This is a genomic window from Flindersiella endophytica (genome assembly GCF_054779015.1).
On record NZ_BAAGYY010000043.1, the window covers coordinates 86,245 to 112,096 of the forward strand.

The window sequence follows — 25,852 nt, forward strand, 5'->3', positions numbered from 1 at the left end:
CTTGCCTTCGAGCCAGCCTCCTGATGCACCGCCGATCTTGTGCAACGAGCACGACTCGTTCGCCTGGGACGTCCTGCACCGGCGTCACCCTGCCTTGATCGAGCAGATCCGGGAGGCGTTTCCGTTCGGACCAGAGCAGCATGAGGCGTTGGATGAGCTGGCAGAGGAAGGCCAAGGCCGTGTGCTGCCGCTGCCAGACTCCGATCCTGCCAAGGTGACATGGGACCAGTGGGCCGAGCCGTACATCGGGAAGTCCTGGTACGACCTGTCGTTCCTGTGGGCCGAGAGCTACTTCTACCGCAAGCTGCTCAACGCCGTCGGCTACTTCCGGCCCGGGCCGTGGTTCGGCGTCGATCCGTTCGCCCATCTCAAGTCCGCTGAGCTCCAGAATGACTCGTTGGACGAAACTCTTGCCGCGCTCGACGATTTGGACCGGCTGCCCGCATCCGAACGGACCGATGCCCTGTTGCTTGCTGCTTTGTGGGGCAACCGAGCCGACCTTGGTTTCGCAGTCGGCCGTGATCAGCACGATGGTCTGCCCGAAGCCGTAGAGCACTTGGTCGCTGACCACCGAGCCCAACTCGTCGAAGTCCTGGCCGGGGGCGCCGAGACGGTGTATGTCGTGGCGGACAACGCCGGACGCGAGCTGCTGGCCGATCTGATGCTGATCGATCACCTGCTTGCCGCCGCCGTGAATCGTGTTGTCCTGCACGTCAAACCCGACCCGTACTACGTCTCCGACGCCACGACGACCGATGTCGCCGCGTGCCTACAGCGGCTCGCCCGCGGACACGGTCGGGCGCACCTGGCGGCGGACCGGCTCCACCAAGCTGCCCGCGACCGACGCCTCGTCATCGCCACCCACCCGTTCTACTGCGCGCCACTTCCGTTCCACGACATGCCGGACGACCTCGCTGACCAGTTAGCCAACGCCAAGTTGACAATCCTGAAGGGCGACCTCAACTACCGCCGGCTCGTCGGAGACCTCCACTGGCCACCCACCACACCGTTTGCCGACACGGTGGCTTACTTTCCCGGCCCAGTCGCGACCCTGCGTACCCTCAAGTCCGATGTCATCGTCGGCCTGAAGGGCTCCACCGTCCAACAGCTGAATGCTGGTGGAACAGCATCCTGGCGAACCGCCGGAACCCACGCCTTGGTCCAAGTGAAACTGTAGGACCTAGGACCGGATCTCCTTCCGCGCTGACAATCCCGGCCTGTGGATGGACCACTGCCACAACCTCGAACACGCCGCCAACGGCATGACCATGCACCTGGCCTACCAGGGATACACCACCGGTTTCCTGGTCAGCGACACCCCAGGAAACCACCCCGAATAGGCCACGGGAAGCGCGGCCTGGATTGGAGTTTGTTGGCGAATACCAGCGGCGTTTGTTATTCAATCACGACGGCGGCTTCGTCAGCGGGAAGGGTGTGTTCGCGTATCCTGACGGCCCTAACGCGCTCGTGCAGCATTCATCCGACGCCTGTGCTCGATGCGCTCGGCTCGTCACAGAGGTGCAGGGCAGGCGGCCCAGCGAAGCAGGCCTGGTCCGGCTGTGGGCGACAGGAGAGTCCAAGCGGTGGAGTGGCAGGTCGACGCCGCCTCGCCCGATGCGACGGCGGCCGACAGCAGCTGCTCTGCTCCGGCTGCTGGCCGAACCTTCGACCGGGCGATCTTCAGGTCGGTCGACGTGCCGGCCGGCTCGCCGGCGGTGATCTTCGACGTGCTCTGGACACGAGGTCGGTTGGGACTTCGGCTACGCCCAGGTGTCCACGACCGAGCACGGGCCGTGCGCGATCCCGGCCGTGGTCGACAACCTGCCCGGCTTCGATGGTGACTCTGCCGAGACGGTGGCCGCAATCGTGATGTTCGACGACCGGATGGAGAGCATCGTCGACGAGGCGGGCTAGACCCTGTCGGTCGACGGGGTGAACCAGCCGGCGCTAGATCTTCTCCACGCACGGTGAGAGGGGTGCGGCCCGGCGGGCCGCACCCCTCCTCTTCCATCGCTGGTCAGATCGCCTGTTTCTGTGCGACTCCTGCCGGTCTGCCCCGCGGTGTCACCTGCGGTTGGAGGGGGCGCCGAACGGGCCGGTGATCGCGAACACGTGGCCAGGACTCTGGATGTTGGCGAACAGCAGGTGGCCGTCCTTGGCGAAGGTCGGGCCGGTGAACTCCTTGTCGTAACTCACCTCGTTGCGAGCCAACGGGTAGCTCTTGCCGTCCTTGGTGATGCCGACAAGGTGGGAGTAGCCCTCGCCGTCCTCGGCCAGGACCAGACCGCCGTTCGGGTCGACGACGATGTTGTCCGGGCCGTCGTAGTCGATGTCGGCGTCGGGGTCCGGGTTGACGCCGAAGATCGTCGTCAGCGTGACCGTCTGCGTGGCCGGGTCGTAGAACCACACCTGGCCGTCGTGCTCGTTGGTGCTGCCGTCGCCAGCGCGGGCGAAGCTGGCCACCAAGTAGTGGCCGCCGTCGCCGTAGTAGGCGCCCTCGAGCTTGCGGCTCGCGGTCACCTCGCCCTGGCCGAACTGCTTGCGAACCGAGACCTCGGTAGCCAGCCGGTCGGCCACGTCGACCCACTTGACGTTGTACCGGGTGCCTACCTGGGTGGCCTCGGACAGGTCCGCGATGTGCTTGCTGCCCTTGTAGCAGCTCATCGCCTGGAAGCTGCCCGCGGTGTCGCCCCCGTCGGACAGCGCCAGCCGGCGCAGCGCGCCTTTGCCTCCGGCGAAGCCGGCCGGCGGGGTCCAGCGGAAGTAGAGGCCGTGCGGGTCGTTGGCGTCCTCGGTGAGGTAGATCCGGTTGTCGGCCGGGTCGAGGCTGATCGCCTCGTGGGAGAAGCGGCCCAGGAACTTCAGCGGCACCGGGTCCAGGTTGGCGTCGCGGTCGAACGCGTCGACCTCGAAGCACCAGCCGTGGTCCATCTGCAGGGCGCCACCGGCGCGTTCCTCGGTCTCCTCGCAGGTGATCCAGGTGTCCCAGGGCGTGCGGCCGCCCGCGCAGTTGTTGTGGGTGCCCGCGATGCTCACGTACTCAGAGATCCGGTTGCCCTCGTCGTCCACGACGATGTTGGTGCACCCGCCGCGCGCGCCGGGGTCGAAGGTAAGGCCCTCCAGCGGCGGCACGCCGTACGCCTCGCTGCCGCCGATCTCGTGGTTGTTGACGAGCACCATCTGGCCGTCGTCCTCGAAGACGGCGGTGCCGTCGGGGTCGGACGGGGTCGGCTCACCGGACTCCAGCAAGGTGACGCCGGTCTCGGCCACGATCTTGTACGCAAAACCCTCCGGCAGCGCCAGGATCCCGGCCGGGTCGGGGACGAGGGCCCCGTACCCCACGGCCCTGCGCGTCATCGCGGCCGCGTTCGGCGCCGCAATGGCCTCCACACTGCCCGCGACCATGATCCCCAGGCCCCCCAGAGCGCCCGCGCGCAACACACCCCGCCTCGAAACTGCTGACTCCGCCACAACAACCTCCTGCTCCCGGTACTACGGTCCTCGTGAGTCAAGTCACGGTGCACGTCATCCAGCCCTCAGGCATGCGACCGCGAGGCGAACAACACCGGTCGACAAGACGACCGGCGCCGCGCTGTCCAGGCCGAGGACTCCCGAAGCTGTCCGGAACCGGCAACACGAAATCAACGTCACGCCAGGTGCCTGATTCCTTACGGTCGCGGTTGTGGCATGGATCGGGCAAATTGGCCCCGCCCCTCAGTTGGACGCGGCGATGGTCGCGACCAAGCTCGACCGGCTCGGCCGCCCGGGCACCTCGCCGGAGTCGCAGCCCAGCTTCTGGGTGGTCGCTGTGTTACTCGCGGGTGTCGGCGAGGGCGCTGGCGCGCAGTGCCGCTTGGGCGGGTAGGACGGCGGCGGCGATGGCGATGGCGAGGCTGCCGGCCTGGTTCTGCCGGCCGTAGCGATAACTTGGCCATCGTTACGACACCACTCGCTTTGATTCCCCGCCGCGCCCGAGAGGCGAGCCCTGGCAAACCACTCTCATCCGCAACCGTTTTCGTTTCGGCCGCAAGCGGTGGCTATGCCGCACAGGCTTCGGCGAGGGTGAGGTGGACGGGGATCACCCGGTCGAGGGCGGTCACACTGAGGACCTTTCGGGCCTGCGGTCGTGGAGCGGCGATGCCGTAAGGGCGGTGCAGTTGTCGGGCGCACTGGTAGCCGGCGATGAGTGCGCCGATACCGGATGAGTCGATGAACTCGACTCCGGCCATGTCGATCACGACCGGCCGACGGGAGCTGGCCAGCAGCCGGAGCAATGCTCTGCGCAGCTGGGGTGCGGTGGCCATGTCGATCTCACCGATCGGCCTGATCACGAGGCTGCCGCCACTGATCTCGGTCTGGATATCCAGCTGGGCACTGTCATTTTCGGTATTGTCTTCGGTCACCGTCGTGACCTCCGATCTTCCCGACTGCGACAACTCACCAAAGCCTGGCAGGCAACCGGGCGCTGGCGCAATGTCACACTGACCGCAGCCGTACAGACGTTGCTCACCGACGACGGCAGCCCAATCTGGGCTGAACCGGCTGTCCGGCACTAGTCGGTTGGGCCACGTGGCCCTGGGGCCCGGCGCCCGGGCCGGGCAAGGTGGGTTACCGACAGGCGTCGAAGCGGTGTGAGGACAGCATTCATGCGGGACGAACCGGCTGTGGTCCGGCGGCGCGCGAGGAGTCTCGGTACCGAAGAAGCGCTTCAGCTGCTGGGTAGCGTGCCGGTCGGACGGGTGGTCTTCTCCCACGAGGCGATGCCGGCGATCCGGCCGGTCAACCATCTCGTAGACGACGGCAAGGTCATCATCCGCACCCACGAAGGCGCGGCGATCATCCCCGCGATGCTGCGACAAGCAGTCGTCGCCTACGAAGCCGCCGACATCGACTCCGACCACCGAACGGGCTGGAGCGTCATCGTCACCGGGATGGCGAGGTTCGTCACTGATCCAAAGCGAGTCGCGACATACCACCAACGGCTGCATCCGTGGATCGACCGCGCGATGGACCACGTGATCGAAATCAGCCCAGGCCGGGTCACCGGGATCCGCCTCGACTAGAAGACCCGCGGCTTACTGGAACGTCGGCGTGGATCTCGGCCTCGATCGCGGCCCGCGAGAGGATCAGCGGCACGTCCCCGGCTCGGAGCTCGAACGACGGATCCGGAACGATCGGGGTGTCGTCGCCGATGACCGCCGGGAGGATCGACCTGACCGGCAACGCGACGTTTCACGCGTTCCGGAAGCTCGACCGCATGGAAGCAGCGATCGACAACGAGACATTTGGCGTATGAGTTCGGACCGAAGGACGTCGGCGTGCTGAACCAGGAACTTCGACGAACGTGCAGGTCAATGGTGCTGGTTGGCCACAGTTGCGCCAGGGTTGCCGTCAAGAAAAGGACACCGGCGCGGCGTCGGTCCGTCATGAAGAGGCTGGCAGATGCGACAGGGCGCGGCGGACAGCATCGGCTAGACCGGCGTCGTCGAGGTCGCCTGCGTCGCGGAGTTCTGGTTGGTCGACATAGGCCTCCAAGGCGTAGAAGACCTCGACGAGGGCGCGGTACAAAGGGTCGCGAGTTCGTTCGCCGGCGTCCAGGGAACGGTCGCGGGCAGCCTGCCAACGTCGCGAGAACTCGGGAGCGGTCATCTCTCCGCGGTCCAAGGCATGCATGAGGGCGAGTTGCTCGCTGGCCGCAGAACCTGCCGGCGGCGACTTGGACCAGGCATGCAAGCCAGGAGGATACTTCTCAGCCACGACTGGTAGTGCCGGGAAACGCCGTGCGAGCTTGGCCGCCATACGACGAAAGTGAGCGCGGTCGCCATCTACTCCTCTGTCGCAGAATCCCTGCAGGAAGTCCGATCGCCCCGCCGCCAGCGCGTAGCCACGCGCGGTCATGCAGATGGCCGCGGACAAGTCCGGCAGAGCGATGAAGGTCTGCCCATTCGGGGCGTCTCGCTGGATGTCGTCCCCGACCGCGCGTACCTGGAGCGCTGTTGCGTCCGGGTTCTCCAGTTGGCCCACCCAGAAGAAGTCCGCACCTGCCGAACGAGCTCCCCCGGAACATCGGACGGCCAACGACCGATCGATACCAGACAATGCCACCACCGGCACCACGGCCTTGTCGTCCTCAGCCAGCCAGCCGCGGCGGAAGCCAGACCCGTCGAGCACCGCGGCCGACAAGTCAGCGACACGAGGGAGAAACATGTCATCACCGGTCATCACCGAAGTCCTCCGGTGGTTCACGCCCGTACACGGCACAAGACCATCCGGACCGTACCATCGCGATCGGTCGTCTCGCTCGTCTGGTAGAAGCCTTGCGTGGCGAGGGTCGTGGCCGTTACGTGGTGGACGTTCGTCCTCGCTCCGCTGCGGGCGCTCCACCTGGACCCTGCACCTTGTTGGCGGCGAGTGCGGCATGGATCGAGGAAGGCGGCGCACTGCCCCGACGGCGGTTCGAGCCCATGGTGGGGCCAGAAGTAAGGATCTGGCCCACTTTTCGTGATCAAGTTGGCCCTCTTCTGAAGCGACCTTGCTGGGATTCTTAGTTTCTTGTAATAACCAAGTCTTGACCCGGTCGGCGTGTGTCGGTCACTAAATGCGGTGCCCTCCTTGTGCAGGTTCGGTTTCGCTCCTTTATTCCCCTGCTGACGTTGGGCATCCCGGCAAACGCGACGATGGCCGTGATCTTCGGGGCGCTGCTCATCCAGGGGGTGAGCCCGGGGCCGCAGCTGGTGAACTCGGACCCGGCGCTGTTCTGGGGCGTGGTGAACTCCATGTACCTCGGCAACATCCTGTTGCTGATCATGAGCATCCCGCTGGTGGGACTGTTCGTGAAGATCCTGCGGGTACGGGCGACCATTCTCGCCCCGATCACCGTCCTCATCACCCTCATCGGCGTCTACACAGTGAACAACGACGTCTTCGACATCGTCCTGGTGATCGCCTTCGGTGCGCTCGGCTACGTCATGAAGAAGCTCGGCTTCGAGCCCGGGTCGCTTGTCCTGGCGTTCGTACTCGGCTCGCTGCTGGAGGACTCGTTACGTCGTTCCCTCCTCCTCTTCGACGGCTCCCCGTCCGGCTTCCTCACCCGCCCGATCTCCGGAACGTTGCTGGCTGTCTTCGTCGTGGTGGCCCTGCTCCCGCCCATCCGCTCCGCGGTCCGTCGCATCCGAAGCGACTCATAGCCGCTCATAACGCTGCCGAATCAGGCGCCGGCGGGCTCGGCGTGGACGGTGTCACGGGTGACCGGCCGGCCGCAATGGTGGCAGACCAGGTCGACCTGGACCGGGTGACCGCAGGAGTGCCGGCGGGTGAGGAACGGGGCATCGACCGCCCACTTGTCGCCCCACTGGGACAGGGCGAGCATGACCGGGAACAGTTCCCGGCCGGCCTCGGTGAGGTGGTACTCGTGGCGCGGCGGATGCTCGCTGTACTGCCGGCGTTCGATGACACCGGCAGCCTCCAGCTTGCGTAGCCGGTCAGCGAGGATGTCGCGAGACGCGCCCGTATAGCCGGCGATGCGGGCGAAGCGGTGCACGCCGTAACCGATCTCACGGAGTGCCAGTAACGACCACCGCTCGCCGAGGACGTCCAGAGCCGCTGCCAGTGAGCAGGGGCGGACCCCCAAGGGCAGCTCGGCCAGGCTGATGCCCGTCCGCGTCTCGGGACCTGTCATGACTTCAGCTTAGCCGAGTGTGTTGTCATTTCCAACTCACTGGTCTATCGTGTCTGTCAGTCGGTAGGAATTCACAACACACCATACGAGGGCGGATGACCCAGCAAGGATCGGCGACCGCTGCACCACCGGCGCTCGGGCGGCACGCGGCCGCGGTGCTGGCGGTGACCAGCGCGGTGGTCTTCATGGTGTTCCTGGACGCCACGATCGTGAACGTCGCGTTCGAAACGATCAGCCGCGATCTGCACGCAGGCGCGAGCCGGCTGGCGTGGGTGCTCAACGCCTACAGCCTCGCCTTCGCCGCCACGCTGATACCGGCAGGCCGGCTGGCCGACCGCTACGGTCGGCGGCGCATGTTCCTGCTCGGCGTGGCCGGCTTCACCGTCTTCAGTGCGCTGTGCGGGTTCGCCTGGGATCCGGCCGTATTGGTCGCCGGCCGGGCGCTGCAGGGGATGTTCGCCGCGCTGGTGGTACCGACCGCTCTTGCCCTGCTGCTGCCGGAAGTGCCGCCGGCGCGGCGGCCGGTTGCCGTCGCCACCCAGGCGGCAATGGGTGCGGCAGCCGCGGCGGTAGGCCCTACGATCGGTGCGCTGCTCATCGAGTACGGCAGCTGGCGGTGGGTGTTTCTGGTCAACGTGCCGATCGGAATACTGGTCGCCCTCGCCGGACGCCGGCTGCTGCGGGAGAGCCGCGACCCCGACGCCCGTGACATCCCGGATCCGGCAGGCGCGCTGCTGGTCGCTGTCATCCCGGCACTGCTGAGCCTCTCGATCATCGAGGGACCGTCTTGGGGTTGGGACAACCCGTGGGTCGTCGCCGGGTTCGGGCTTGCCGCACTGCTGCTGCCGGTGCTCGCCTGGCGCAGCGCCACCGCCCGCTATCCGGCGCTGGACCTCGAGCTGTTCCGGATCCGTCAGTTCCGCCTGATCAACGTCGCAAGTCTGCTGTTCGCCACCGCGTTCTACGGCATGCTGCTGGCCAACATCGTCTTCCTGCAGGCCGTGTGGCACTACTCCGTGCTGAAGGCCGCGCTGGCCAGCGCACCCGGACCGCTCATGGTCGCGGTGCTCGCCCGGTTCGCGGGCCGATTGGCCGGCCGGGTCGGTTTCCGCGCCGTGCTGCTGGCCGGCGCGGCCTGCTGGGCCCTGGCCGCCGCCGCGTTCGCGCTCGTGATCGGCCCGTCCCCGCAGTGGATCACGCACTGGCTGCCACCGGCGCTACTGACCGGCGTGGCCATCGGGCTGACCCTGCCTGTGCAGCCCGGCGCCGCGGTCGCCGCACTGCCGCCTGCACGCTTCGGTCTCGGTTCGGCGATCAACGCCAGCTTCCGCCAACTCGGCGCCGTGCTCGGGGTCAGCCTGTTCGTCGCACTCGCCGGCGACATCCGCACCGCCACCGCAGCCGACTACCACCGCGCCTGGTGGGTCCTCGGCGCCGTCGGCCTGGCAAGCGGCCTGATCCTGCTGTCGCCACGCCTCACCCAACGCCGCACCGCGCGGGCACCAAGTCAACACCCACTCAACACGGCACATCAATAGATCCACCTCCAGGAGACGACCATGTCGACCACAGCCAACACCGAATCCGGAATCAGAATCCCCGGAACGAGCAGCCGATTCCTCGACCCCGCTGGGGTGGGCGACCAACCGCAGGGCCGACTGCGCTATCTCACCGGTGGCAGTGGTGCGCCCCTGGTCCTGCTGCACACCGTGCGCACCCAGGCCGAGCACTTCCGCCACCTCATCCCGCTGGTCCAGCAGCGGTACACCGTGTACGCGCTCGACCTGCCGGGAATGGGCTACTCCCAGATCGTGCCCGGCGCCTCCTACGACGAACCCGCCATGCGCGCCGCCGTCACACGACTCCTCACCCAACTCGACCTGCACGACGTGACCCTGCTCGGGGAGTCGATGGGGGCCTCACTCGCCCTCACCACAGCCGCCGACCTTCCCGACCGGGTCCGACGCGTCGTGGCCGTCAACGCCTACGACTACCCCGGCGGAATCGCCCGATCCAGCCTCCTGGCCCGGCTGATCGTCACCGGCGTCATCGCACCCGGCATCGGCCCGATGCTCGCCGGGTTGGAACCCAAACCCGTCATGCGCGCCATCCTGACCGGCGGGCTCGCCGACCCGAGCGCGCTGCGCGAGGACTACCTCGACGAGCTCCTCAACGTCGGCCACCACCCCGGCTACCCGACCGTCGCCCGGGCGGTGTACCGCAACCTGCCCAGCCTCATCGCTGCCCGCGCCCGCTACCCCAAGGTCGCCGCACCGATCCATCTCATCTACGGAGACAAGGACTGGTCCCGACCCTCCGACCGGCAGGCCAACAGACGACAGCTGCCTGACGCCGAGTACACCCAAGTCCCAAACGCCGGCCACTTCATCGCCCTCGAACGGCCCGACGTGCCAGCCGACCTGCTGAACTCGGTCGTATAGCCAAGGGGTGCGCTGACGGATGCGGCGCTACGGGATCAACCCGGCGCGGCGGCAGCTGGAAACCAGCGCCATCCGGTTGTGCACGCTTGCCCTGCGCATCGCGGACTTCAGGTACGACTTCACCGTGGCCGGGGTGAGGCCGATCCGGGCAGCGACGTCGGAGTTCGACAGTCTGGCGGCGACCTGGGTGATCACGTCCAGCTCGCGCGGGGTCATTGCGGGCGTGGCGGCTGGGCGACCTGCTGCGGGGACTCGGACGCGATCGGTCAGCGCCACGATGCGGCCACGCAACTCCGGATCGTCAACCTGGGAGGCCAGAGCGGCGATCTCCGCGTGGATCTCGCGCAGCCGATCGCGCATCCGGGCGGCCTCCGCTTCGAGCAGTTGCGCGCCGAGATCGTCCACGGTCCGCGCGACCTCGTCGTCCACCCGCAACTCGAAGCGGTACTGGCTGACCAGCCGGTGCATGATGTCCAGCTGACGGTCACTGACCGGCACCGGCCTGCGCAGTGCGGCGTACAACATCGCCCGCGGCCTGCCGTCCAGCAGGACAGGGATGGCGAACACCGCCCGCAGACCGGCCCGCGCCACCGGAATGTCGAAGTCGTGGGTGATGGACGGGGCCGCTTGGTAGTCGGTGACGCCAGTCGGCTTGCCGAGCAGCAGCGCCCGGCCGCCAAGGCCGAACCCGGCCTTGATCTCGAGGCCGTCAAGCACCGTCATCCTTTCACCGGAGATCCGGTCGATGACGTAGCTGTCGCCGAGCGGGGTGACCTCGCCGCCGAACGTCCCGTCGAGGCCGGCCTGCATCCGGGCTCGCTCGACGAGGTCGTCCAGCCGCGCGCGTGGCATCTTTCCAGTGTGGCACGCAGTGTGGCACGTCATGGGGGGGTCTCACCCGGACCTGCCGAGCAGCTCGACCGCTTGCTCGCGCATCTCCACTTTGCGGACCTTGCCGGTCACCGTCATCGGGAACTCCTCCACCAGGTGTACGTAGCGCGGGATTTTGTAGTGCGCGAGCTTGCCGGTGCAGAACTCCCGTAGCGCCTCGACGGTCAGCGGCTCGGCGCCGTCGCGTAGCTTGATCCAGGCCATCAGCTCCTCGCCTCCGGGCTCGCCCACCCAGGCGGCAAGCGATCCCATGTTGATGATGCGCCGGCATGGCGGGAACGCGTGCCTGGGAGCACGGCGTTGGTGACACAGGCGACGCCGAACAGGTTTGTGTCGAACAGGTCTGCCGCATCCTGGAGTGTGGTTTCCTCGGCGAAGCCCTCGTGCATGACACCGGCGTTGTTGACGAGCGCATCGAGACGGCCGGTGGCGGCGTGGACCTGGTCAACGCACTCGGTAACGGATTTCTGGGAATGGACGTCGAGCCGGAGCATCTCCTCGCCGTACTGGTCTGGCCGCTCGTGGCGGCTGGTGCCGAAGACGCGGTATCCGTCGGCGGCGAGCAGCCGCGGTGGCCTGGCCGATGCCGGAGGACGCTCCGGTGACCAATGCTGTCTTCACGATCTGTTGATCGTGCATAGCCGTGACACCCTTCCCTTGGAGCCATACCGCACCGGCATGCGACGCACATCTGCCACTGCCGAGACGTTCGCCCACACGGCACCAGCCGGTACCCCATTCCCGCCCCGAAGTCCTACCGACTGGGCAGCCACACCAGGGACGGCCCGGCGATAGGGAGCGTGCCGCAGACCAAGGAGGGGCCGAGCGACACGCCCACACTTGAGCCAGAGACGTGGGGCGACCCTCCAGCCCGGACGTCTGTGATACCCGCATACCCACCAGCAAACCAGCTCCCGCCCCACTGTCATGACCACGCGCTTCCCTGCCAGCCCATGGCCTGGGGACACGGAGGAAACGTTCAAACCCGTCATGATCACCGTCACGTCGGCCATGCGGATGCCCCAGGGGCCCTAGTCCGCAGGCAGCAGGGTTTTCAGCTCAAGAGGGTGGGTAACCCCCGCTGATGGTGCGCAGGACCCAGGGCCGAGCACACTTAGCCGGACTCCCTGACCAGAGGGTCGGCCAGGACAGTCCCAACGACCCGCGGTGGGCGCTGCTGGAGCATGATCCGGCCTGGCAGGCCTACGTAGCCGAGCTTCGCCGGCGCGCCGACGCCGGTGTGGCAGCAGCAGCGGCGGCATTGGGCGACCTGCCGCGCCGGATCCCGAAGCTGGCCGAGATCTGGGAACTGACCTCATGGCTGCCGACAGCAAGATGTGCTGGCGTTCTGGTTGTCGGCGCGGACAGGCGGCGGGCTGGTCCTGTCGGCTGGCCGCTCAGCGGTTCGGGCTGGAACGCTGCCGAGCGCGCAGCTCGTCGGTGGCCTGGTGCTGGGTCAGCGGGATGAGGTGGGTGTCGAACCTGGCTGTCTCGCTGATCCCTCGATAAGCGCCACGCACGATCTCCGCGACGGTCTCGTAGTCCTCTTCGAACCGTTCTGTCAACGTACTGATCAGGTGGTCGATGGCATCGTTCGGAGGGTGAATCTGTGTATGTTCAGAAGGCATAGCAACATTCCGTGTCATCTAGGGACCACATCCACTATTACACCTCCGGCCGCCGCGACAACAGGCACCAAACGTCCCTAACGAGGTCAGGTCGACGCGAGGTAGCTCACTATCGGCGGTCGTGGCGGAAGTGGAGCTCAGGTCGGCGAGCTCGGCCGCCGGCGTCCAGATGAGGATCGCGGTAAGGATGGCGAAACCGGCCAGTACCGGGGACGGTGCCGGCGACGGTTCCGCCCGCCGTACCAGCGGCCGTACCGGCGAGAGCCGTCCGTAACCATTACCGCAACGGGTACCACAACAGGTACCGAAGGTCCTGGTCAACAACGATTTGCCGGCGCAGGTGAGATGCGGTTGGGCAAGGGGTTGCCCCGCGCCGATTCTTTCTCCCGGCCGCCATCATCATCGACCATGGTTGTGCTCTCGGGATTAAGACAAGCCGAGGTCCAGCCACTTCGGGCTCGTGTCGCCGCAGGCCCACAGGGCGTGTGAAGGGCTGTCTTGCTGGCTACTACGCGGCCCATGCCGAACTACTACCGAGCTACTACCGACTGCCACACCACTGCCACGACGCCAGCAACGCTCAGACGGCCGGATATGACTGCTGCTCTTGTGGTCAGCCTGCTAGTGCTCGGGCGGCTTGGTGGACTTCTCGTGGCTTATGCGGCTGGGGTAGCTCGTGGCCGCTGGATGGGTTTGATCCGGTCGGTGTCGAACCTGCCGCCGCCGCGTGCCGTGGCGGGAGCCACGGCCAGGCCGAGCGGGAGCGCCTTGCCGATCAGGGCACGAAGACGCTGGTTGGCTTCCGCGATCTCCTCCGGCGGAGCGTCGTGGCTCTCCTGGCCCCACTGGGCTTCCAGGTCGGCCAGCAAGCCCTGTGACGCCGAGGAGACGCCAGCAGCGGCAACGGAGGCACCTCCGGAGGCGGCCGCTGTCGTGCTGGTGGGGCCGTGTTGTAGGAGGGCGTCGCGGTCGGCGTGGAGTTTGGCCAGGCGACGGTCGAGGGGTTCCATGATGGCGTCGTGCCGGTCCAGGGTGATCTTTCCCTCCCCGAGCCGCGCCCCGACCTGGCGGGCGGTGGTCTCGGCATCGGCGATCTTGGCGTCCAACTCTGCGACCGCCTTGGAGCGCTGCTTGACCTGCTCGGCATGCCGGGGATCGGCCAGCCGCTCGAGCGTCAGGTCGCGCACGACAGCATCGGCGCGGCGCTGGTCGATCAGGACCTTGCCGCAGGCGGGCTTGTTGTTGCACAGGTAACGGCGCACCGGTGACCCGTCCGGGTAATACGTGCCGCCCTTGGCCTTGGACACCAGCCCGGTGCCGCACAGCGCGCACCGCAAGATCCCCGACAACAAGTTCACCCCGGTGACCGGACGGCCGACACTACGGGAAGCGAACACCGCCCGCACCTGCGACCACTGCTCCTCGGCCACGATCGGGTTGAGAAGGTTGCCGTCGTCGTCCTTGGCCTTCCCCACGATCACCCCGTCGTGCTCGATCAGACCGGCGTTGCTGGCCCGCGACAACACCATCCGCACCGTTGTGTCGTTGTGCGTGCCACCAGTCGCGGTCCGCAACCCGTCCACCTCCGCGACCTCACCATCGGCAGCATCGCCGGTCCAGATCAGCGACCGGACGTCGGACCAGGTATTCCACTCAGTCGCGATCGCGGCCAGCGTGACACCGTCCAGGTGATCCTGCGTGCCCTTGGTGATGGCTTCCCGCTCGGCCCGTACCTGCTCACCCGAGACGTGTGGGATGGGTTGTTCGGCGCGGCGGAACCGGTCGGCAGCCTCTTTCGGCATGCGTACAGCTCCGAGGAACCCGAAGCCCGTGCCCCGCCACTGAGTTTGCCTTGCTGCCGCAGGGCCTGCTTCTTGCGTTTCTGCCGCCGCGAGATCGCATCCGACTCCGCCGCCGCCCGCGCGGTCAGGATCCGCAACGTGAACCGCTGATCGGCATCATCCAGCGCGTAGTCGCCGTAACAGGAGCCCACCCGATCCGGATCTGACCCTACGTAGCTCTTGGCGGAGGCAGACTCAATCAACGGAGTTGGAGCATGCGCAACGACACCCGCTGATGTGACCACCGCTTATCGCCAGACGGTGAGACCTCCTGGTCGGTTACACCGTGCCCAGGTCGTCGGTAGCAGCCCCGGGCGTGACCTGAGAAGGCCGCACGGACGCTTTAGTTATCGTCTGGCTGTCGTCGTAGCAACCCACTTTTGTGGAACACCTAGGGTCAGGGCGGTTGTGCGAAGGATGTGGTCGAACGAGCGCGAGCGTCAGGTCCTTTCGCATTTCGAGCGAACACGCGGGCGAGGGAGCTTGGCTCTATCGCGCTGTCCAAACGATGGAGCCGTGATAGGCGCGGTGGATCGCCTGCCCGATGGCCTTTGGCAGTGGGCGGCCGGCTCCAGGTTGAGTCCGACGGCAGGTCGTCAAGAGCTGGGCTCCTGGTTTCTTGACGCGTGCAACACTTCCGAACTTTGCGCGGAGGTGTACAGCGAGGCCGACAGGCGCAAGCCGTATGTGTCAGAAGCGCAGCATACGCGCGGGCTCCACGATCTGGCTGGGAGCCCGTCCTGTTTGCTATGGCAGCGACTCGCCCGGGTAGAAGCGCTGCCATACCTGTCTGCCGGCGGATTGGAGGTCGTCTGGAGCTGTGGGCAAGGGCAACGGGACGTAGTAGTCAACGGTGGACGGCACCCGATCGACCTCGCCATGTACGAGCTTGCGGAGATCTTCACGGAACTCGTCATCGCCGCCTGGCACTGGCTCGCCGCGGTACAGGTCGCGCCAGAGCCTGCGCAGGAAGCTGCGTGCATCGCCGTCGTCGTACATGCCGCCCGCCGCGTCGTTGAGCGCGCCTGGATGCGGTAGTTGGCCGGGGTCGAGCAGCAGCGTTCGATGTTCTTCCTTGAACTGATTCCGCCAGTCGCCGGTTTCAGGCTCGTTGACGATCTCGATCAGCTCGTCGTAGCTCGAGACATCGTGGCTGTAGGAAGCGAGCGTGCTCAGGAACTCATAGAACGGCGCGGTCGGATTCTTGTACCAGTAGTGGGCGGTATACGTCATGGATCTGTTCCTAGGCTCGCGGTTTTGGGTACATCGTGCGGACCTGCCAGTTGGCGAAGTCTGGTGTTCGGCAGAAGCTGAAGGTCATGACGCCGTCCTGGAAGGCCTCCGCTGGCATGGGCTGGGTTTCAGGAGCCACCATGCCGGCACGCTGGTCGGGTTCGGTTCCTACCCAGAGCTTCCGGTTTCGTTGGCGGCGTCGATGTCGCCATCGATGGGCAGGAGCCGGTAGCCGACACAGTACTGGTGGCCATTTTCGCCGAGCACGTCAACGATCGGTACCTCCACATCAAATGGCGGCCTCTCGTGTGGCTGGCGTGGCCGGTCGAGGACTGTCTTCACGTCGGGATGTTGGATCCCGGAGGCGAATGCGGCGGCGAACGCCTCCGGTTGGTTGATAGATGTGGCCAGATCCTCACAACCGTGCAGCCTTTGCGGCTTCTCCGAATCTTTGCCCCGGGTTCGCAGGCCCGAGTCGAGTTGGGCAGGGTCTTCGAGCCCACCGACTCGACGTTCCAGCCGCTCGTCTGTTGCGTAGCCCTCGTGCCGCTCCAAGAAGTGGCCGCCGCCCTGATCGACCGCGGCAACGACGTGCTGCACCTCGGCTGGCGAGCGTTCGGCCGGTTTGAGCCACGGCCTCTGGTCGGCGTTGTCGCGAACATAGCCCACGGCGCCCTCACGCGAAACGTCTGGAAGGTTGGCCCGCCGAGGTTCGAACCGTTCGATGGCTCCTACGCCGTCGTCAGGCAGGCGGTCACGTTGCGGCTGCTGGTCCGCGTGCACGGGTTCGTGCCGTTCTCTGTTGGCCTGTTCTTGGGCGTTCGCCGTGAGGCCTGGCCGATGCAGGCGTGGATCGAAGTCCGCCAGCGGGTCCACCGGGCCGCCTGATTCGCCTTGCGCCGGCGATTCGAGCTCCGCTTCGGCTGCGATATCGGAGCGGTCGGTTGCGTTGGCCCGACCGGACGGACTGCCGGGAGTCCTGTCGGGCCGGGCATGGCCTTGAGCCGAAGCGAGCGCTTCGGTACTGAGCCTGTCGAGATTGAGCCAGTGTCCGGTGGGCTTGTAGGTCCACCCTTTGGCTGACGCGGCCTCAGTGGGTCGGTCCGCGCCATCCGGGCTGGAATCGAGCTCCTCGCCGGGCTCGCGCGTGGGTTCGGCGCCAGGCTCGTCGTCGCCTGCCTGCGCTCGCCAGTATCCGCTTCCTCCCACAATGGAGATCCTGCCACGGAGTGTGACACCGTAAGCGCTCGGCTGCCCGCCGTGTAGCGCCGCGCGTGGGCGTCATGATCGTTGTCCTGAACCTGTTCGATCGCGGCTGGGTGTGGTCCTCGGTACCTGACCTGGCCAAGCCGACAGGTAGACCCGCATCCTCGCAGACGCCCCAACTCGGGGAGGTTGCGCGGCCGAAGCCATTGAACCCCTCCGGTGTGCTATCGCTGCTCGACACCGATGCCCGACAGCGAGGGATAGGATCGGATCCGCTCGCGTAGTGTTTGGTTCCGAACTGTTCGGATCCTGCGGAGGCTTGTATGGATCACAGCCCGCTGGCTCGCTGCCTGCGCCTGGGCCGGGAGATGGAGCGGCTGCGCCAGGACCAGGGCCTCAGCCAGGAGGCGCTGGCGAAGAAGTGCGGGTTCGGCCGGTTGAGGATCTCGAGCATCGAGACCGCCGCCCGGAAGCCAGACGTGGGCGATGTGCTGAAGGCGCTGGAGGTTCTCAGTGTCCCTGACAGCAGCGACAAGTGGCGTGAGCTTCTGAAAGTCGCCCAGGACGCCCGCGAGCAAGGCTGGTACGACCGTCGTCCCCACAATCGGATGGGTGAGCGCCAGCGCCGCTGGGCGAACCTTGAGCACAGCGCTGACCTGCGCATGTACGACCCGTTTCTCGTGCCAGGGCTCCTGCAGACCGAGGACTACTACCGCGAGCTCAACGAAGCTGCCGCCGATCTCGAGGAGTTCGACGCCGAGGTCGAGCTCGCAGGTCGGATGGAGCGGCAGCGGCAGTTCCACGCCGGCCGCGGGACGCTTGACGTCGTAATAGAGGAGATCGTCGTACGACATCTGTTCGTCACGATCAGCACGATGCAGGGACAGCTGCGATATCTGGCTGAGGTGGCCGACTCCGAACGCATCTCCGTTCGGGTGATCCCGACGCAGGCTTCCCTCCAGGGCGCTCAGCCGCCGCGGTCACCGTTCGTGTTGCTCAAGTACCTGGACGCAGGTGATCCCGAGGTCGTACTCCTCGAAGGCGTCGAAGGTGACGGCATCCACACGGGAAAACCTGTGGAGCCCTACGCACGGTCGTTCGACAGAATGTCAGCTGCGGCGTTGTCGCCTGCCGACAGCGTGAGCTACTTCGCCAAGGCGGCAGAGGACCTTGGCGCTGCGTGATGGGATCAGGAGGCACTGTCCACGTGACTGAGCAGTGGAGCGGCTGGCGGAAAGCGCGAGCCAGCGGCAACCAGGGAGGCAGCTGCGTCGAGGTCGCCCGTGCGACCAACCGCACGACGATGGGCGTTCGCGACAGCAAGGACCGCGGCGGGCCTGTGCTGGCGTTCGAGGTCGACGCGTGGTCTCGTTTCGTCGATGGCGTTCGAGCGTGCGAGTTCGGTCGCTAGATTCTGGTGGCAGGGCTAGCGATCAGCGTCGAGCGCTGGCCCTGTCCGACGCCGTAGCTGCTGCGCAAGCCGGTTTTGCACATACTGAACCCGGCTGGTGAGACGCGGCGAGTTCACGTCCGATGCCCTCTGAGTAGCACTTTCGAGTACGCCTTTGGCCGCGTCGAGCTCGTTCGCCTGAACGTAGGATTCGGCCAGCCAGGTCTCGTACAACGCCGTCTCTCGGCTACGAGAGTGGTCGTAGTGCGAGATCGCCTGGCCGAGCAGTGGAACGGCTCGCAATGGTCTGCGGAGCTCGACGTAGCATCGGCCGGCCATCACGTCGATCTCGTGCTGATCCAGCCAGTAGACCCAACTCGGTTCGGTCTCGACGTTCTCGGCGAATGCTTCGCCCACACGATCGAGAGTCTGGTCGGCGAGTTTGTTCTGTCCTGCCTTCGCATAGCTCCAGGCGAGTCGTTCGAGCAACAGCGCGCGAACACGGCCCTTCGCGTCAGGGCCGGCACCCTTCAGCGCCGCTTGCGCAAGCAGGATGGCATCGGAAGCGTTGCCGAGACTCGCCTCCTGGTAGGCCAGGGAACTGAGGAGGTTCGCGGCCCCGATCGGATCGTGGCCTGCGTGCGCGGCGCGTACCCCGTCCAGGTAGTACCGCCTCGCCCCACTGTGATCGTCGGCGTCGGAGGCAGTCCACCCCGCCAGCTGGCCTAACTCGCCGAGGACGCTCAACAAGCGCCGGCCGACCAGCTCGGTGTAGGACCCTTCGTTGACGAGCGCCTCCACGCTGCAGAGCTCCTTCTGGACGAGCGTCAGTGTGTCGGCTCCACCGAGGTGGTCGTCGAGGAGGCGTAGTTCCTGAACCCGCTGCTCAGCGCGGGCCGTGGTCCCTTCGCCGATGCGACGGCCTGCCCGAAGGTGCTCCAGCTGAGGCGGGTCGGTGACAAGCCACTCGAACGCGATCTGGATCGCGTCAGGGGCGGACAGCAGCTCTTCAGGGTCCTTGCGGCCGTAAGCCGCACGCTCGAGTTCGGCGTAGTCGATATGGAAGACCGTCGCGAGCCGGTAAAGGATGCGCCGACGAGGTACGCGATCGCCGCGCTCGTACCGGCCAATGTTTTCTTTGACCAAGAGGGCATCGCTGGGCTCGGCGAGGTCGTTGAGGCGCTCCGCAACCTCACGTTGCACCCAGCCACGCTCTTTGCGCAGCCTGCGCAGAAGCTCGCCGATCGTCTCGTCACTCATGCGGAGTCGCTTTGGCTCTCCTTGTGGCCCTCCTGCTGGCTCTCCCATGACCCGAACTCGATGGTACAGGATCTTGTCACTGTTAGGAAATGAACAGTTCGGGAGTAGACGGATGAGATCTGCGGCAGATGTGTGCCGAACGGTTCGCGGAGAAGCTGATCATGGTCCTCTGCCCCGGCAAGGACAGGGGCATCGCGTCGGTGGGAGGAGCATGTCGATGGCTGAGCATGGCGACGAGCTCGACCGCCCAACTACGGCCGGTATCTATGACCGGCTGTTGGGCGGATCAAGCCATACCGCCGCAGAGTGTGAGGCAGCGGAACGCCTTTGCGAGATCGTCCCGGAAGTAGCCCTCGGCGCTCTGGCGAATCGTGCCTTCCATCAGCGGGCGGCCTTGTGGCTGGCGGAGCGAGCGCAGCTGCGCCAGTTCCTGGACCTGGGGAGTGGGCTGCCGACGCAGGAGAACACTCACGAAGTGGTTCGGCGGATCGCGCCCGACTCGCGGGTCGTGTACGTCGACAAGGACGAACGTGCGGCTGAGCGTTCGAAGGACCTGCTGGATGGCGTTCCGGGAACCGCCTTCATCGCCGCGGACATCTGCGAGCCGGCGTCGGTGCTGAATCACCCGGAGTTTCGTCGGCTGATCGATGTACGCAAGCCGGTGGCGCTGTTGGCCACTGCAGTGCTGCATCTCATCGATGACGAAGTGGACCCGTGGCGACTCATGGATCAGTACATGACGGCGTTCGCGCCAGGCAGTTACTTGGCACTTTCGCATGGAACGTCGGACCATTACGACTCGCGTCAGCTGGATCTAGTGAAGGCGATCTACCGCAACGCCGACCGCCAGTACCACCCGCGCCCGAGAGCTCAGGTTAGGCGGTTCTTCGCCGGACTGGAGCTGGTGCCTCCCTATCCAGGTGCACGTCCGGAAGTGACGTACGGAGGGTTGTGGGGAGCCGAGGATCCAGTACTTGCGGACGACGCATCCACCCGCTGGTTCTACGCAGGCGTCGCCCGGAAGCCCGATCTGCCGGGTCCACAACAGAAGACCGAACTGGCGCCCTCGCGCTGAGTCCGTTAGGCGCGAGGGAACTGGGCCCGGAGGAGCGTGGGCCCCTGCACCCTCCTCCGGGCCCTTGCTTCAGGAAGGAACTGTGAGAACGATGAACGACCAGCCACACCAACGCAGCAACGCACATCGATCTGGTCGAGCAGTGGGTCAAGCGATCGCACGTCGCGAACAGATGCGCCGCCATCGCCCGACCGGTGGTTGGTCGATCAAGCGACTGAGCGTGGCTATCCCCTACCCGCCATGGGAACCACGCGTCTGCGCGGCAGACAAGCGACCGTGGCCTGAAGAGTGTCCATTGATGCAGCGGCTGCGCGAATGCGACGCGGATCTGGACCACGCCCTGACGTCCGGCTACGTCCCCGAAGTGCTCCGTGAGTAATGAAGCACACCCGTGGACGCGGGAGGACGTTAGCGCACTCGCCCGTTCCTATGCGCATGCCGCCTCAGACGACTGAAAGACGCTTGCGACGCGGGCCTCTTGGGACCGCGGAGCTCGTCGACTTAGGAGACGCCGATGCTCGGACTCGGTATGACATCACTGGCACTGACGCTCGGCGCGCTCGTTGGTCTTGGCATTGTCCTTGCCACGTTCTGGAGGTTCCGGTGATCGAACACGCCGCAGTCGCGCTGTCTCGACCATGGCATGAGGGGAGAGATCGTTGATCAGAAACGAACGAAAGCATCTCGGCCGAAGCGCCCGGTTTCCGTTCCACAAAAGGCGAAAGGTGCTGATCCTTGCTGGTCTCGCGGCGATCTTCCTCGCGCTTGCTATCCCGACTATCGGTGCCATGGCGGATGGGGTAACACCGTGACTGCTCTCCAGAAGCCACGGCCGCCTGCTGAGCGGTGCAGCGTCATCGCGATCGTGGTGCTCGCGCTGCGCCAGGACCTCGCGCTGTTGCCCAGGGCTGTACGGCAGCCCCGTAGGCCGGGCGTGGCGGCTGACCCCGTAACGAGCCATTCCGGCCGCCAGGCCCATTGAGCCGCTCCGCCCACCTAGGCCCACGAGGGACAGGTCGCCAACACATCCCCGCAACGCGCATGAGAACCCGGAGCAATGACAACACAACTCCCCGATCTGCCGATGAATCAGCTGCCGCTAGCTGCCATCGTCAACCTCGACGCCACCCTCAACGCCGGCCTTGACATCGACGAAGACTGCCTCGACCACTGCAACGGAACGCCAAACGACACCAGTCGTCAACCAGGCCCGACGAACGGACACATCGTCGTGGTGGTCCGTGCTTTGTTCGTGGTCGGCGTCAAGATCCACCTGCTGGCCAGCACGCTAGACGAAACCCGGCGAAGCCGCCTTGAGACCTGGATCGACGTCTATCTTGGCGTTCCTTACGAGGCGCTCCACCTGCGTGGGATCGGCGACGACAGCTGCGCGAGGTCGGTCAAGTCCGCTCTGTACGTCGAGCACATCCAAGGCCGGTACGACGTCGTGTGCGTGATCGACCACGAAGCGGCCGACACGCCGATGTGGCATGGCCACGACCTGGACTGCCTGCTGGTACGTCAAGCCCTCCCAGACGAGCGAGGAGGTCGGTGACAATGGCGAGGCACAGAGTAACGCCGGGCGTCATCCATCTCACGGGGTTGGACACTGATGTTCGCTGCCTGGACGTGAATCCAGTGCTAACGGATCAGTCGAAGGATGTCGGCAAGTTGTGTGGGCTCGTTAGTGCTGCGGGTGTGGCCGGCGAGCTTGCGCCAGGGCAGCCGTTGACCGCTGGAGGGCATTGGTTTCCTTGGGATGACATCGAGTGGATTCGCTTCGTAGATCCGTTGAAGACGTCGGTCGGTGATCGTTGTGCCGAATAGGCCACCGGGTGCGATCGACCCTGCCCGACCGGTAAGTCACTTTACGGCGCTCGGAATTCCGATCTCCGACCTTACGTCAGAGTCCGAAGTTCTGAACCAGGTGATCGCCGACGTGTACCAGACCGGCGGATGGCACCGGTCCCCGGACGGTCAGCTGACGTCATGCGCATGGGTCGATGCTTCCGGCGCGCGACTGGATCTCCTCATCACTCAGGAGCACCAAGTGGTGTGCGCGACTCCGCAGTTGGAGGGCTGTCGGGGATCCCAGGTCGTCCGCATACTCGCGGTCGTCGACAAGCGGCCCACGGGCGGCTGCCCGGGCTGCGCAGTGGTCGAGGCCGAGATCCTCCTCGCCAACGGCCGGGTTCGTCCCATCACCTTCGCTCCCGCCGGCATCGCGCCTCACCGGGAATCCTTCGAAGCAGCGGCCGCCCAGCTGGCCACCGTCCAGGTCGGCATGGTGCTGGTTGCCGAGGCAGCATCTTGTCGTGGCCGCCCGGACAGCACCATGAAGACCACCTTGCATCAGGTGAGCGAGCTCGCTGATGTCTGCTCCCGCGCGACCGTTCGTGCGTCCGTTCGCGTGACGGCCGTTGCCGAGCGGGAAACGTCGTTGAAGCGCCGGTTCTGGAGCCTGCAGGTCGAGTGTCTGGGGCATTGCTTCGACCTGGTCGCTGACCCAGCAGTCCTTCCGAGCGTGCGTGAGGGCGATGTCCTGAACGTGACGGCCTGGGTGTGTGGGCTGGCCTGGTGGTGACCATGACTGCCGAGCTCAAGTCCACACGAAACGCGAACTCCACCGTCGCACCAGCGACAAGCCGCGGTACGGGCCGGAGTTGGTGGGCTGTGCCGAGGCCTGCGGCGCGCCGTACTGGATGCCCTGCGACAGGCCCTCACCGGAACAGGCTTGTCGCGGCGACTAGATACAGGTTCCGCGGCCTCACACGCAGGCTTGTGGGGCTGACCAACCAACTGCCCAACCGGCTGTGGCCGGGCACTGTTTCGACGATCACCAACCAAGGCGAGTGCTGGCGACCTCACCCTGGCGGCTCATGGCCCCAAGCGGCGCGATCCGTGATGCCGCCCCCGGCGACTTCGACCCACACGTTCCATTCGCCATAACGAATTCACTACTGAACGCACAGCGAGTGCACGACAACGACTGCAAAGGGGCACCTTCGTTGCAACGCAAACTCGGCTTTTCCATGGCCCACATTGCCTATCTGAGCTTCATTGCCGCCACCGTGCTGTGCCTGGCCGCTGGGTCGAGTCTGGCGCCTGGCAACAGCTTCAGCCCAGCCTCGGACTCGAGGCCTGTCGGGCCAGAGATCCTCGCCCCTGGCCCAGTCCACGCGCACTGCGAAACCGAGGCGCCTGCACCGGCGGCGGTGCGGGCGGTCGCCGCGATCCCGGTGCTCGTCGGGGACCGTGGGCAGACCTGCGGGGCGCCTGACGGGCTGGCCGGCCAGATGGGTGGTTGGTCGTGACTGCACAGCCGTCCGAGCGCAGGGAGACCGCCGGCGGATCGCGGGTCTTGGAGCTTGACGCGCTCCGCGGTTTGGCGCTACTGGGTCTGGCGGTCGTGAACTTCCTGTACCTGGCCAAGGACATGAGCGTGGACAAGTCCTGCGACTGTAACGCGGTGCCGGTGTGGGCGATCCAGGACGCGTTGTTTCATGACAAGGCCTACCTGGTGTTCTCCTTCCTGGCCGGGTTCGCGCTGTGGCGCAGGCGCAGCAACCTCACCGACTACGCCGCGCGGCGCGGGATCGTGCTGGCCCTGCTCGGCGTCGTCCACCAGTTGTTCTTCAGCCTGTACGACGTGTTGATCATCGAAGCGATGGTGGTCGTCGTGGCCGTGCTGGTGGTATTCGTGTGCCGGTTGTCCGACTGGTGGGTCGTCGTCGTGGCGACTGGATTTCTGCTGCTGCAGGAGCTGTGGTACTTGTACCAGCTTCACCTCCTACCCCTGTTCGGCAGCGCACAGGCTGGCGCACCTGATGGTGCACAAGGCGGTGTCGGGGGCGACTTGCGGTTCGAGGAGCTCGTGACCTCCAGCCCGGGCGACACCGCGTATGCGATGCAGGCCTCGTTCTGGCCGGCGTGGGAGTCGACGCTGATCTGGCGTGGACCGGGCATGGCCGCCGCGGCCCTGCTCGGCGTGGTCCTGGCCCGGCGTGCCTTGTTCGCTCGGCCGTGGCGGCGCCGCTGGCTGGCGGCCGGTCTGGCCGTGACCGTCCCCCTGGCGGTCCTGGAGGCCGCTAACTACTTCGTCGACCCCGGCTGGATGTGGAAGGTGCAGGCTGTTCTGGAACCGTGGACCGCCGTCGTGGCGGCCGCCACGTTCATCGGGGTCGGGTTCGCGGTGTTCCACACCCGGCCACAGTGGGGCCGGGTGTTCCTCCCAGCGGGGCAGCTGTCCGGCACCAACTACATCGTTCAGTCGATCATGGTCATGGCGATCTTCTCCGGCTACGGTCTCGCCCTGGCCGGGCACCTGACCGTCTGGTGGGTCGCCGCCCTCGCCATCGCGACCTGGCTGACCCAACTGGCCACCAGCCGGTGGTGGCTGTGCCGCTTCAGGTACGGGCCGATCGAGTGGTGCTTGCGGTACCTGTTCACCACCAAGTCTAGGACGAGCCCACCCGCCAGACCCGACGGTCCCGTCGCAACGACTGCTCAAGCGCAGCCAGCAAAGGCCACCCAACAACGCGGATGAGGTGGGAGACGAAAGTGAAACGGATCGAGGTCGCTGCGGGTCTGGTGCTGGACGAGCACATGTACGCAGCCGTGATTGACGCGTTGCACAGGTATGCACCCGAGCACACCGCCGGTCTGTCGTGGGAGCGGTTTGTCGCGCGCACCAGCTGGTGCCTAGTGCCCGATGTCAACCGGCCTCAGTTGCCGTTCTACAAAGCAGAACTCGACGTCTACAACGAGCCAGGCTGGCTACGCAAACTCAGATTGAACGTCTGGACCGCACCTGACCTGCGGCGCGACGGCACACCAATGCCGCACAACCATCCCTGGGCGTTCGAGTCCCACGTGCTGATGGGCGGCTACACCGAAGACCGCTACGAAGTCACCAGCGAGCAGCACGCGGCCGGTGGTAGTGCGGTTGGCGCTGGTGTCGAGGCTGCGACCCGGCAGCACGTGGCCGGCGATCTCAACCAGATCGCCAAGGCGACCTTCCACGAGGTCACCGACATTCTGGTGCCCGGACGCACGGTGACGTTGATGGACTGCGGCCCCAGTACCTCAGGTGACTGGGGCTACCTCGACCCCGACACCGGCACGTTCACTCCCAATACTCCAGACCCCCTGTTTCTACAGCTTCTCCGCGACCGTAATCCCCACCTGCGATTCGGATAGTCGCAGGGTC

27 protein-coding genes are annotated in these 25,852 nt (G+C 66.1%); 15 read left to right on the top strand and 12 right to left on the bottom strand.

What is annotated here, in order from left to right:
- Positions 1 to 37 precede the first annotated feature (37 nt).
- The 3 genes from ACYVF6_RS43625 (at position 38) to ACYVF6_RS43635 (ending at position 1,914) form a co-directional block, all read left to right on the top strand.
- Entirely contained in the window at positions 38 to 1,177 is a 1,140-nt protein-coding gene (locus ACYVF6_RS43625; RefSeq protein WP_460532872.1) for a damage-control phosphatase ARMT1 family protein, read from the top strand.
- A 13-nt stretch (positions 1,178 to 1,190) separates the two neighbouring features.
- Complete coding sequence (locus ACYVF6_RS43630; RefSeq protein WP_460532875.1) at positions 1,191 to 1,340, top strand: multicopper oxidase domain-containing protein; 150 nt, start codon at positions 1,191 to 1,193, stop codon at positions 1,338 to 1,340.
- 430 nt (positions 1,341 to 1,770) lie between these two features.
- Positions 1,771 to 1,914, top strand: a complete 144-nt coding sequence (locus ACYVF6_RS43635) for a hypothetical protein (RefSeq protein WP_460532141.1) — start codon at positions 1,771 to 1,773, stop codon at positions 1,912 to 1,914.
- A gap of 150 nt (positions 1,915 to 2,064) precedes the next feature.
- On the opposite strand, the gene ACYVF6_RS43640 is transcribed toward ACYVF6_RS43635, so the two are convergent.
- Entirely contained in the window at positions 2,065 to 3,471 is a 1,407-nt protein-coding gene (locus ACYVF6_RS43640; RefSeq protein WP_460532144.1) for a PhoX family protein, read from the bottom strand.
- A gap of 259 nt (positions 3,472 to 3,730) precedes the next feature.
- Here ACYVF6_RS43640 and ACYVF6_RS43645 point away from each other — a divergent pair, with 259 nt between their 5' ends.
- On the top strand, positions 3,731 to 3,865 hold the full coding sequence (locus tag ACYVF6_RS43645) for a hypothetical protein (protein ID WP_460532147.1): 135 nt from the start codon (positions 3,731 to 3,733) through the stop codon (positions 3,863 to 3,865).
- A 172-nt stretch (positions 3,866 to 4,037) separates the two neighbouring features.
- Here the strand turns inward: ACYVF6_RS43645 and ACYVF6_RS43650 are convergent, their stop codons facing one another.
- A complete protein-coding gene (locus tag ACYVF6_RS43650) occupies positions 4,038 to 4,403 on the bottom strand; it encodes an STAS domain-containing protein (RefSeq protein ID WP_460532150.1) in 366 nt (121 codons plus the stop codon).
- 243 nt (positions 4,404 to 4,646) lie between these two features.
- Here ACYVF6_RS43650 and ACYVF6_RS43655 point away from each other — a divergent pair, with 243 nt between their 5' ends.
- A complete protein-coding gene (locus tag ACYVF6_RS43655) occupies positions 4,647 to 5,063 on the top strand; it encodes a pyridoxamine 5'-phosphate oxidase family protein (RefSeq protein ID WP_460532153.1) in 417 nt (138 codons plus the stop codon).
- A 361-nt stretch (positions 5,064 to 5,424) separates the two neighbouring features.
- On the opposite strand, the gene ACYVF6_RS43660 is transcribed toward ACYVF6_RS43655, so the two are convergent.
- Entirely contained in the window at positions 5,425 to 6,222 is a 798-nt protein-coding gene (locus tag ACYVF6_RS43660) for a hypothetical protein (RefSeq protein WP_460532156.1), read from the bottom strand.
- 392 nt (positions 6,223 to 6,614) lie between these two features.
- Between ACYVF6_RS43660 and ACYVF6_RS43665 the strand changes: the two genes are divergently transcribed.
- The gene (locus tag ACYVF6_RS43665; RefSeq protein ID WP_460532159.1) at positions 6,615 to 7,187 is read left to right on the top strand and encodes a tripartite tricarboxylate transporter permease; all 573 of its coding nucleotides are present in this window, start codon (positions 6,615 to 6,617) and stop codon (positions 7,185 to 7,187) included.
- A gap of 20 nt (positions 7,188 to 7,207) precedes the next feature.
- On the opposite strand, the gene ACYVF6_RS43670 is transcribed toward ACYVF6_RS43665, so the two are convergent.
- On the bottom strand, positions 7,208 to 7,678 hold the full coding sequence (locus ACYVF6_RS43670) for a winged helix-turn-helix transcriptional regulator (RefSeq protein ID WP_460532161.1): 471 nt from the start codon (positions 7,676 to 7,678) through the stop codon (positions 7,208 to 7,210).
- 95 nt (positions 7,679 to 7,773) lie between these two features.
- Between ACYVF6_RS43670 and ACYVF6_RS43675 the strand changes: the two genes are divergently transcribed.
- Both ACYVF6_RS43675 and ACYVF6_RS43680 read left to right on the top strand, forming a co-directional pair.
- Complete coding sequence (locus ACYVF6_RS43675) at positions 7,774 to 9,216, top strand: MFS transporter (protein ID WP_460532164.1); 1,443 nt, start codon at positions 7,774 to 7,776, stop codon at positions 9,214 to 9,216.
- A gap of 21 nt (positions 9,217 to 9,237) precedes the next feature.
- Positions 9,238 to 10,119, top strand: coding sequence for an alpha/beta fold hydrolase (locus ACYVF6_RS43680; protein ID WP_460532167.1), 882 nt, complete (start codon positions 9,238 to 9,240; stop codon positions 10,117 to 10,119).
- A 27-nt stretch (positions 10,120 to 10,146) separates the two neighbouring features.
- Here the strand turns inward: ACYVF6_RS43680 and ACYVF6_RS43685 are convergent, their stop codons facing one another.
- The 7 genes from ACYVF6_RS43685 to ACYVF6_RS43715 form a co-directional block, all read right to left on the bottom strand.
- Positions 10,147 to 10,971: a helix-turn-helix transcriptional regulator gene (locus ACYVF6_RS43685; protein ID WP_460532170.1), complete on the bottom strand. Its 825-nt coding sequence runs from the start codon at positions 10,969 to 10,971 to the stop codon at positions 10,147 to 10,149.
- Positions 10,972 to 11,013: 42 nt separating this feature from the next.
- Positions 11,014 to 11,262 carry an AMP-binding enzyme gene (locus ACYVF6_RS43690; protein ID WP_460532173.1) on the bottom strand — a complete coding sequence of 83 codons (249 nt, stop codon included), beginning with the start codon at positions 11,260 to 11,262 and terminating at the stop codon, positions 11,014 to 11,016.
- On the bottom strand, positions 11,214 to 11,576 hold the full coding sequence (locus ACYVF6_RS43695; protein WP_460532877.1) for an SDR family NAD(P)-dependent oxidoreductase: 363 nt from the start codon (positions 11,574 to 11,576) through the stop codon (positions 11,214 to 11,216). The genes ACYVF6_RS43690 and ACYVF6_RS43695 overlap by 49 nt, the downstream gene beginning before the upstream one ends.
- Before the next feature lie 831 nt (positions 11,577 to 12,407).
- Positions 12,408 to 12,638: a three-helix bundle dimerization domain-containing protein gene (locus ACYVF6_RS43700; protein WP_460532176.1), complete on the bottom strand. Its 231-nt coding sequence runs from the start codon at positions 12,636 to 12,638 to the stop codon at positions 12,408 to 12,410.
- 656 nt (positions 12,639 to 13,294) lie between these two features.
- Complete coding sequence (locus tag ACYVF6_RS43705; RefSeq protein ID WP_460532179.1) at positions 13,295 to 14,440, bottom strand: recombinase zinc ribbon domain-containing protein; 1,146 nt, start codon at positions 14,438 to 14,440, stop codon at positions 13,295 to 13,297.
- A gap of 786 nt (positions 14,441 to 15,226) precedes the next feature.
- Positions 15,227 to 15,712: a hypothetical protein gene (locus tag ACYVF6_RS43710; protein WP_460532181.1), complete on the bottom strand. Its 486-nt coding sequence runs from the start codon at positions 15,710 to 15,712 to the stop codon at positions 15,227 to 15,229.
- Between the two features lie 168 nt (positions 15,713 to 15,880).
- Positions 15,881 to 16,921 carry a hypothetical protein gene (locus ACYVF6_RS43715; protein ID WP_460532184.1) on the bottom strand — a complete coding sequence of 347 codons (1,041 nt, stop codon included), beginning with the start codon at positions 16,919 to 16,921 and terminating at the stop codon, positions 15,881 to 15,883.
- 320 nt (positions 16,922 to 17,241) lie between these two features.
- Here ACYVF6_RS43715 and ACYVF6_RS43720 point away from each other — a divergent pair, with 320 nt between their 5' ends.
- Both ACYVF6_RS43720 and ACYVF6_RS43725 read left to right on the top strand, forming a co-directional pair.
- On the top strand, positions 17,242 to 18,102 hold the full coding sequence (locus ACYVF6_RS43720; protein ID WP_460532187.1) for a helix-turn-helix domain-containing protein: 861 nt from the start codon (positions 17,242 to 17,244) through the stop codon (positions 18,100 to 18,102).
- A gap of 23 nt (positions 18,103 to 18,125) precedes the next feature.
- Positions 18,126 to 18,329 carry a DUF397 domain-containing protein gene (locus ACYVF6_RS43725; protein ID WP_460532190.1) on the top strand — a complete coding sequence of 68 codons (204 nt, stop codon included), beginning with the start codon at positions 18,126 to 18,128 and terminating at the stop codon, positions 18,327 to 18,329.
- A gap of 15 nt (positions 18,330 to 18,344) precedes the next feature.
- Here the strand turns inward: ACYVF6_RS43725 and ACYVF6_RS43730 are convergent, their stop codons facing one another.
- Complete coding sequence (locus tag ACYVF6_RS43730; RefSeq protein WP_460532192.1) at positions 18,345 to 19,568, bottom strand: helix-turn-helix domain-containing protein; 1,224 nt, start codon at positions 19,566 to 19,568, stop codon at positions 18,345 to 18,347.
- Positions 19,569 to 19,785: 217 nt separating this feature from the next.
- Between ACYVF6_RS43730 and ACYVF6_RS43735 the strand changes: the two genes are divergently transcribed.
- The 5 genes from ACYVF6_RS43735 to ACYVF6_RS43755 all read left to right on the top strand — a co-directional run bounded on the left by ACYVF6_RS43735 (position 19,786) and on the right by ACYVF6_RS43755 (position 25,842).
- Positions 19,786 to 20,643 carry a class I SAM-dependent methyltransferase gene (locus ACYVF6_RS43735; RefSeq protein ID WP_460532195.1) on the top strand — a complete coding sequence of 286 codons (858 nt, stop codon included), beginning with the start codon at positions 19,786 to 19,788 and terminating at the stop codon, positions 20,641 to 20,643.
- 1,057 nt (positions 20,644 to 21,700) lie between these two features.
- Positions 21,701 to 22,198: an HAD family hydrolase gene (locus ACYVF6_RS43740; RefSeq protein ID WP_460532198.1), complete on the top strand. Its 498-nt coding sequence runs from the start codon at positions 21,701 to 21,703 to the stop codon at positions 22,196 to 22,198.
- 252 nt (positions 22,199 to 22,450) lie between these two features.
- Positions 22,451 to 23,227 (top strand): hypothetical protein, encoded by a 777-nt coding sequence (locus tag ACYVF6_RS43745; protein WP_460532201.1) that lies wholly within the window; start codon positions 22,451 to 22,453, stop codon positions 23,225 to 23,227.
- A gap of 726 nt (positions 23,228 to 23,953) precedes the next feature.
- Positions 23,954 to 25,189, top strand: a complete 1,236-nt coding sequence (locus ACYVF6_RS43750; protein ID WP_460532204.1) for a DUF418 domain-containing protein — start codon at positions 23,954 to 23,956, stop codon at positions 25,187 to 25,189.
- Between the two features lie 14 nt (positions 25,190 to 25,203).
- Complete coding sequence (locus ACYVF6_RS43755; RefSeq protein WP_460532207.1) at positions 25,204 to 25,842, top strand: hypothetical protein; 639 nt, start codon at positions 25,204 to 25,206, stop codon at positions 25,840 to 25,842.
- Positions 25,843 to 25,852 lie beyond the last annotated feature (10 nt).

What these genes read in the sequence shown, in the direction of transcription:
- ACYVF6_RS43645 (WP_460532147.1), top strand. Translation starts at nt 3,731, where the DNA reads ATGGTCGCGACCAAGCTCGACCGGCTCGGCCGCCCGGGCACCTCGCCG.
- ACYVF6_RS43655 (WP_460532153.1), top strand. Translation starts at nt 4,647, where the DNA reads ATGCGGGACGAACCGGCTGTGGTCCGGCGGCGCGCGAGGAGTCTCGGT.
- ACYVF6_RS43660 (WP_460532156.1), bottom strand. Translation starts at nt 6,222, where the DNA reads ATGACCGGTGATGACATGTTTCTCCCTCGTGTCGCTGACTTGTCGGCC.
- ACYVF6_RS43670 (WP_460532161.1), bottom strand. Translation starts at nt 7,678, where the DNA reads ATGACAGGTCCCGAGACGCGGACGGGCATCAGCCTGGCCGAGCTGCCC.
- ACYVF6_RS43675 (WP_460532164.1), top strand. Translation starts at nt 7,774, where the DNA reads ATGACCCAGCAAGGATCGGCGACCGCTGCACCACCGGCGCTCGGGCGG.
- ACYVF6_RS43680 (WP_460532167.1), top strand. Translation starts at nt 9,238, where the DNA reads ATGTCGACCACAGCCAACACCGAATCCGGAATCAGAATCCCCGGAACG.
- ACYVF6_RS43685 (WP_460532170.1), bottom strand. Translation starts at nt 10,971, where the DNA reads ATGCCACGCGCGCGGCTGGACGACCTCGTCGAGCGAGCCCGGATGCAG.
- ACYVF6_RS43690 (WP_460532173.1), bottom strand. Translation starts at nt 11,262, where the DNA reads ATGGGATCGCTTGCCGCCTGGGTGGGCGAGCCCGGAGGCGAGGAGCTG.
- ACYVF6_RS43700 (WP_460532176.1), bottom strand. Translation starts at nt 12,638, where the DNA reads ATGCCTTCTGAACATACACAGATTCACCCTCCGAACGATGCCATCGAC.
- ACYVF6_RS43705 (WP_460532179.1), bottom strand. Translation starts at nt 14,440, where the DNA reads ATGCCGAAAGAGGCTGCCGACCGGTTCCGCCGCGCCGAACAACCCATC.
- ACYVF6_RS43710 (WP_460532181.1), bottom strand. Translation starts at nt 15,712, where the DNA reads ATGACGTATACCGCCCACTACTGGTACAAGAATCCGACCGCGCCGTTC.
- ACYVF6_RS43720 (WP_460532187.1), top strand. Translation starts at nt 17,242, where the DNA reads ATGGATCACAGCCCGCTGGCTCGCTGCCTGCGCCTGGGCCGGGAGATG.
- ACYVF6_RS43730 (WP_460532192.1), bottom strand. Translation starts at nt 19,568, where the DNA reads ATGAGTGACGAGACGATCGGCGAGCTTCTGCGCAGGCTGCGCAAAGAG.
- ACYVF6_RS43735 (WP_460532195.1), top strand. Translation starts at nt 19,786, where the DNA reads ATGGCTGAGCATGGCGACGAGCTCGACCGCCCAACTACGGCCGGTATC.
- ACYVF6_RS43740 (WP_460532198.1), top strand. Translation starts at nt 21,701, where the DNA reads ATGACAACACAACTCCCCGATCTGCCGATGAATCAGCTGCCGCTAGCT.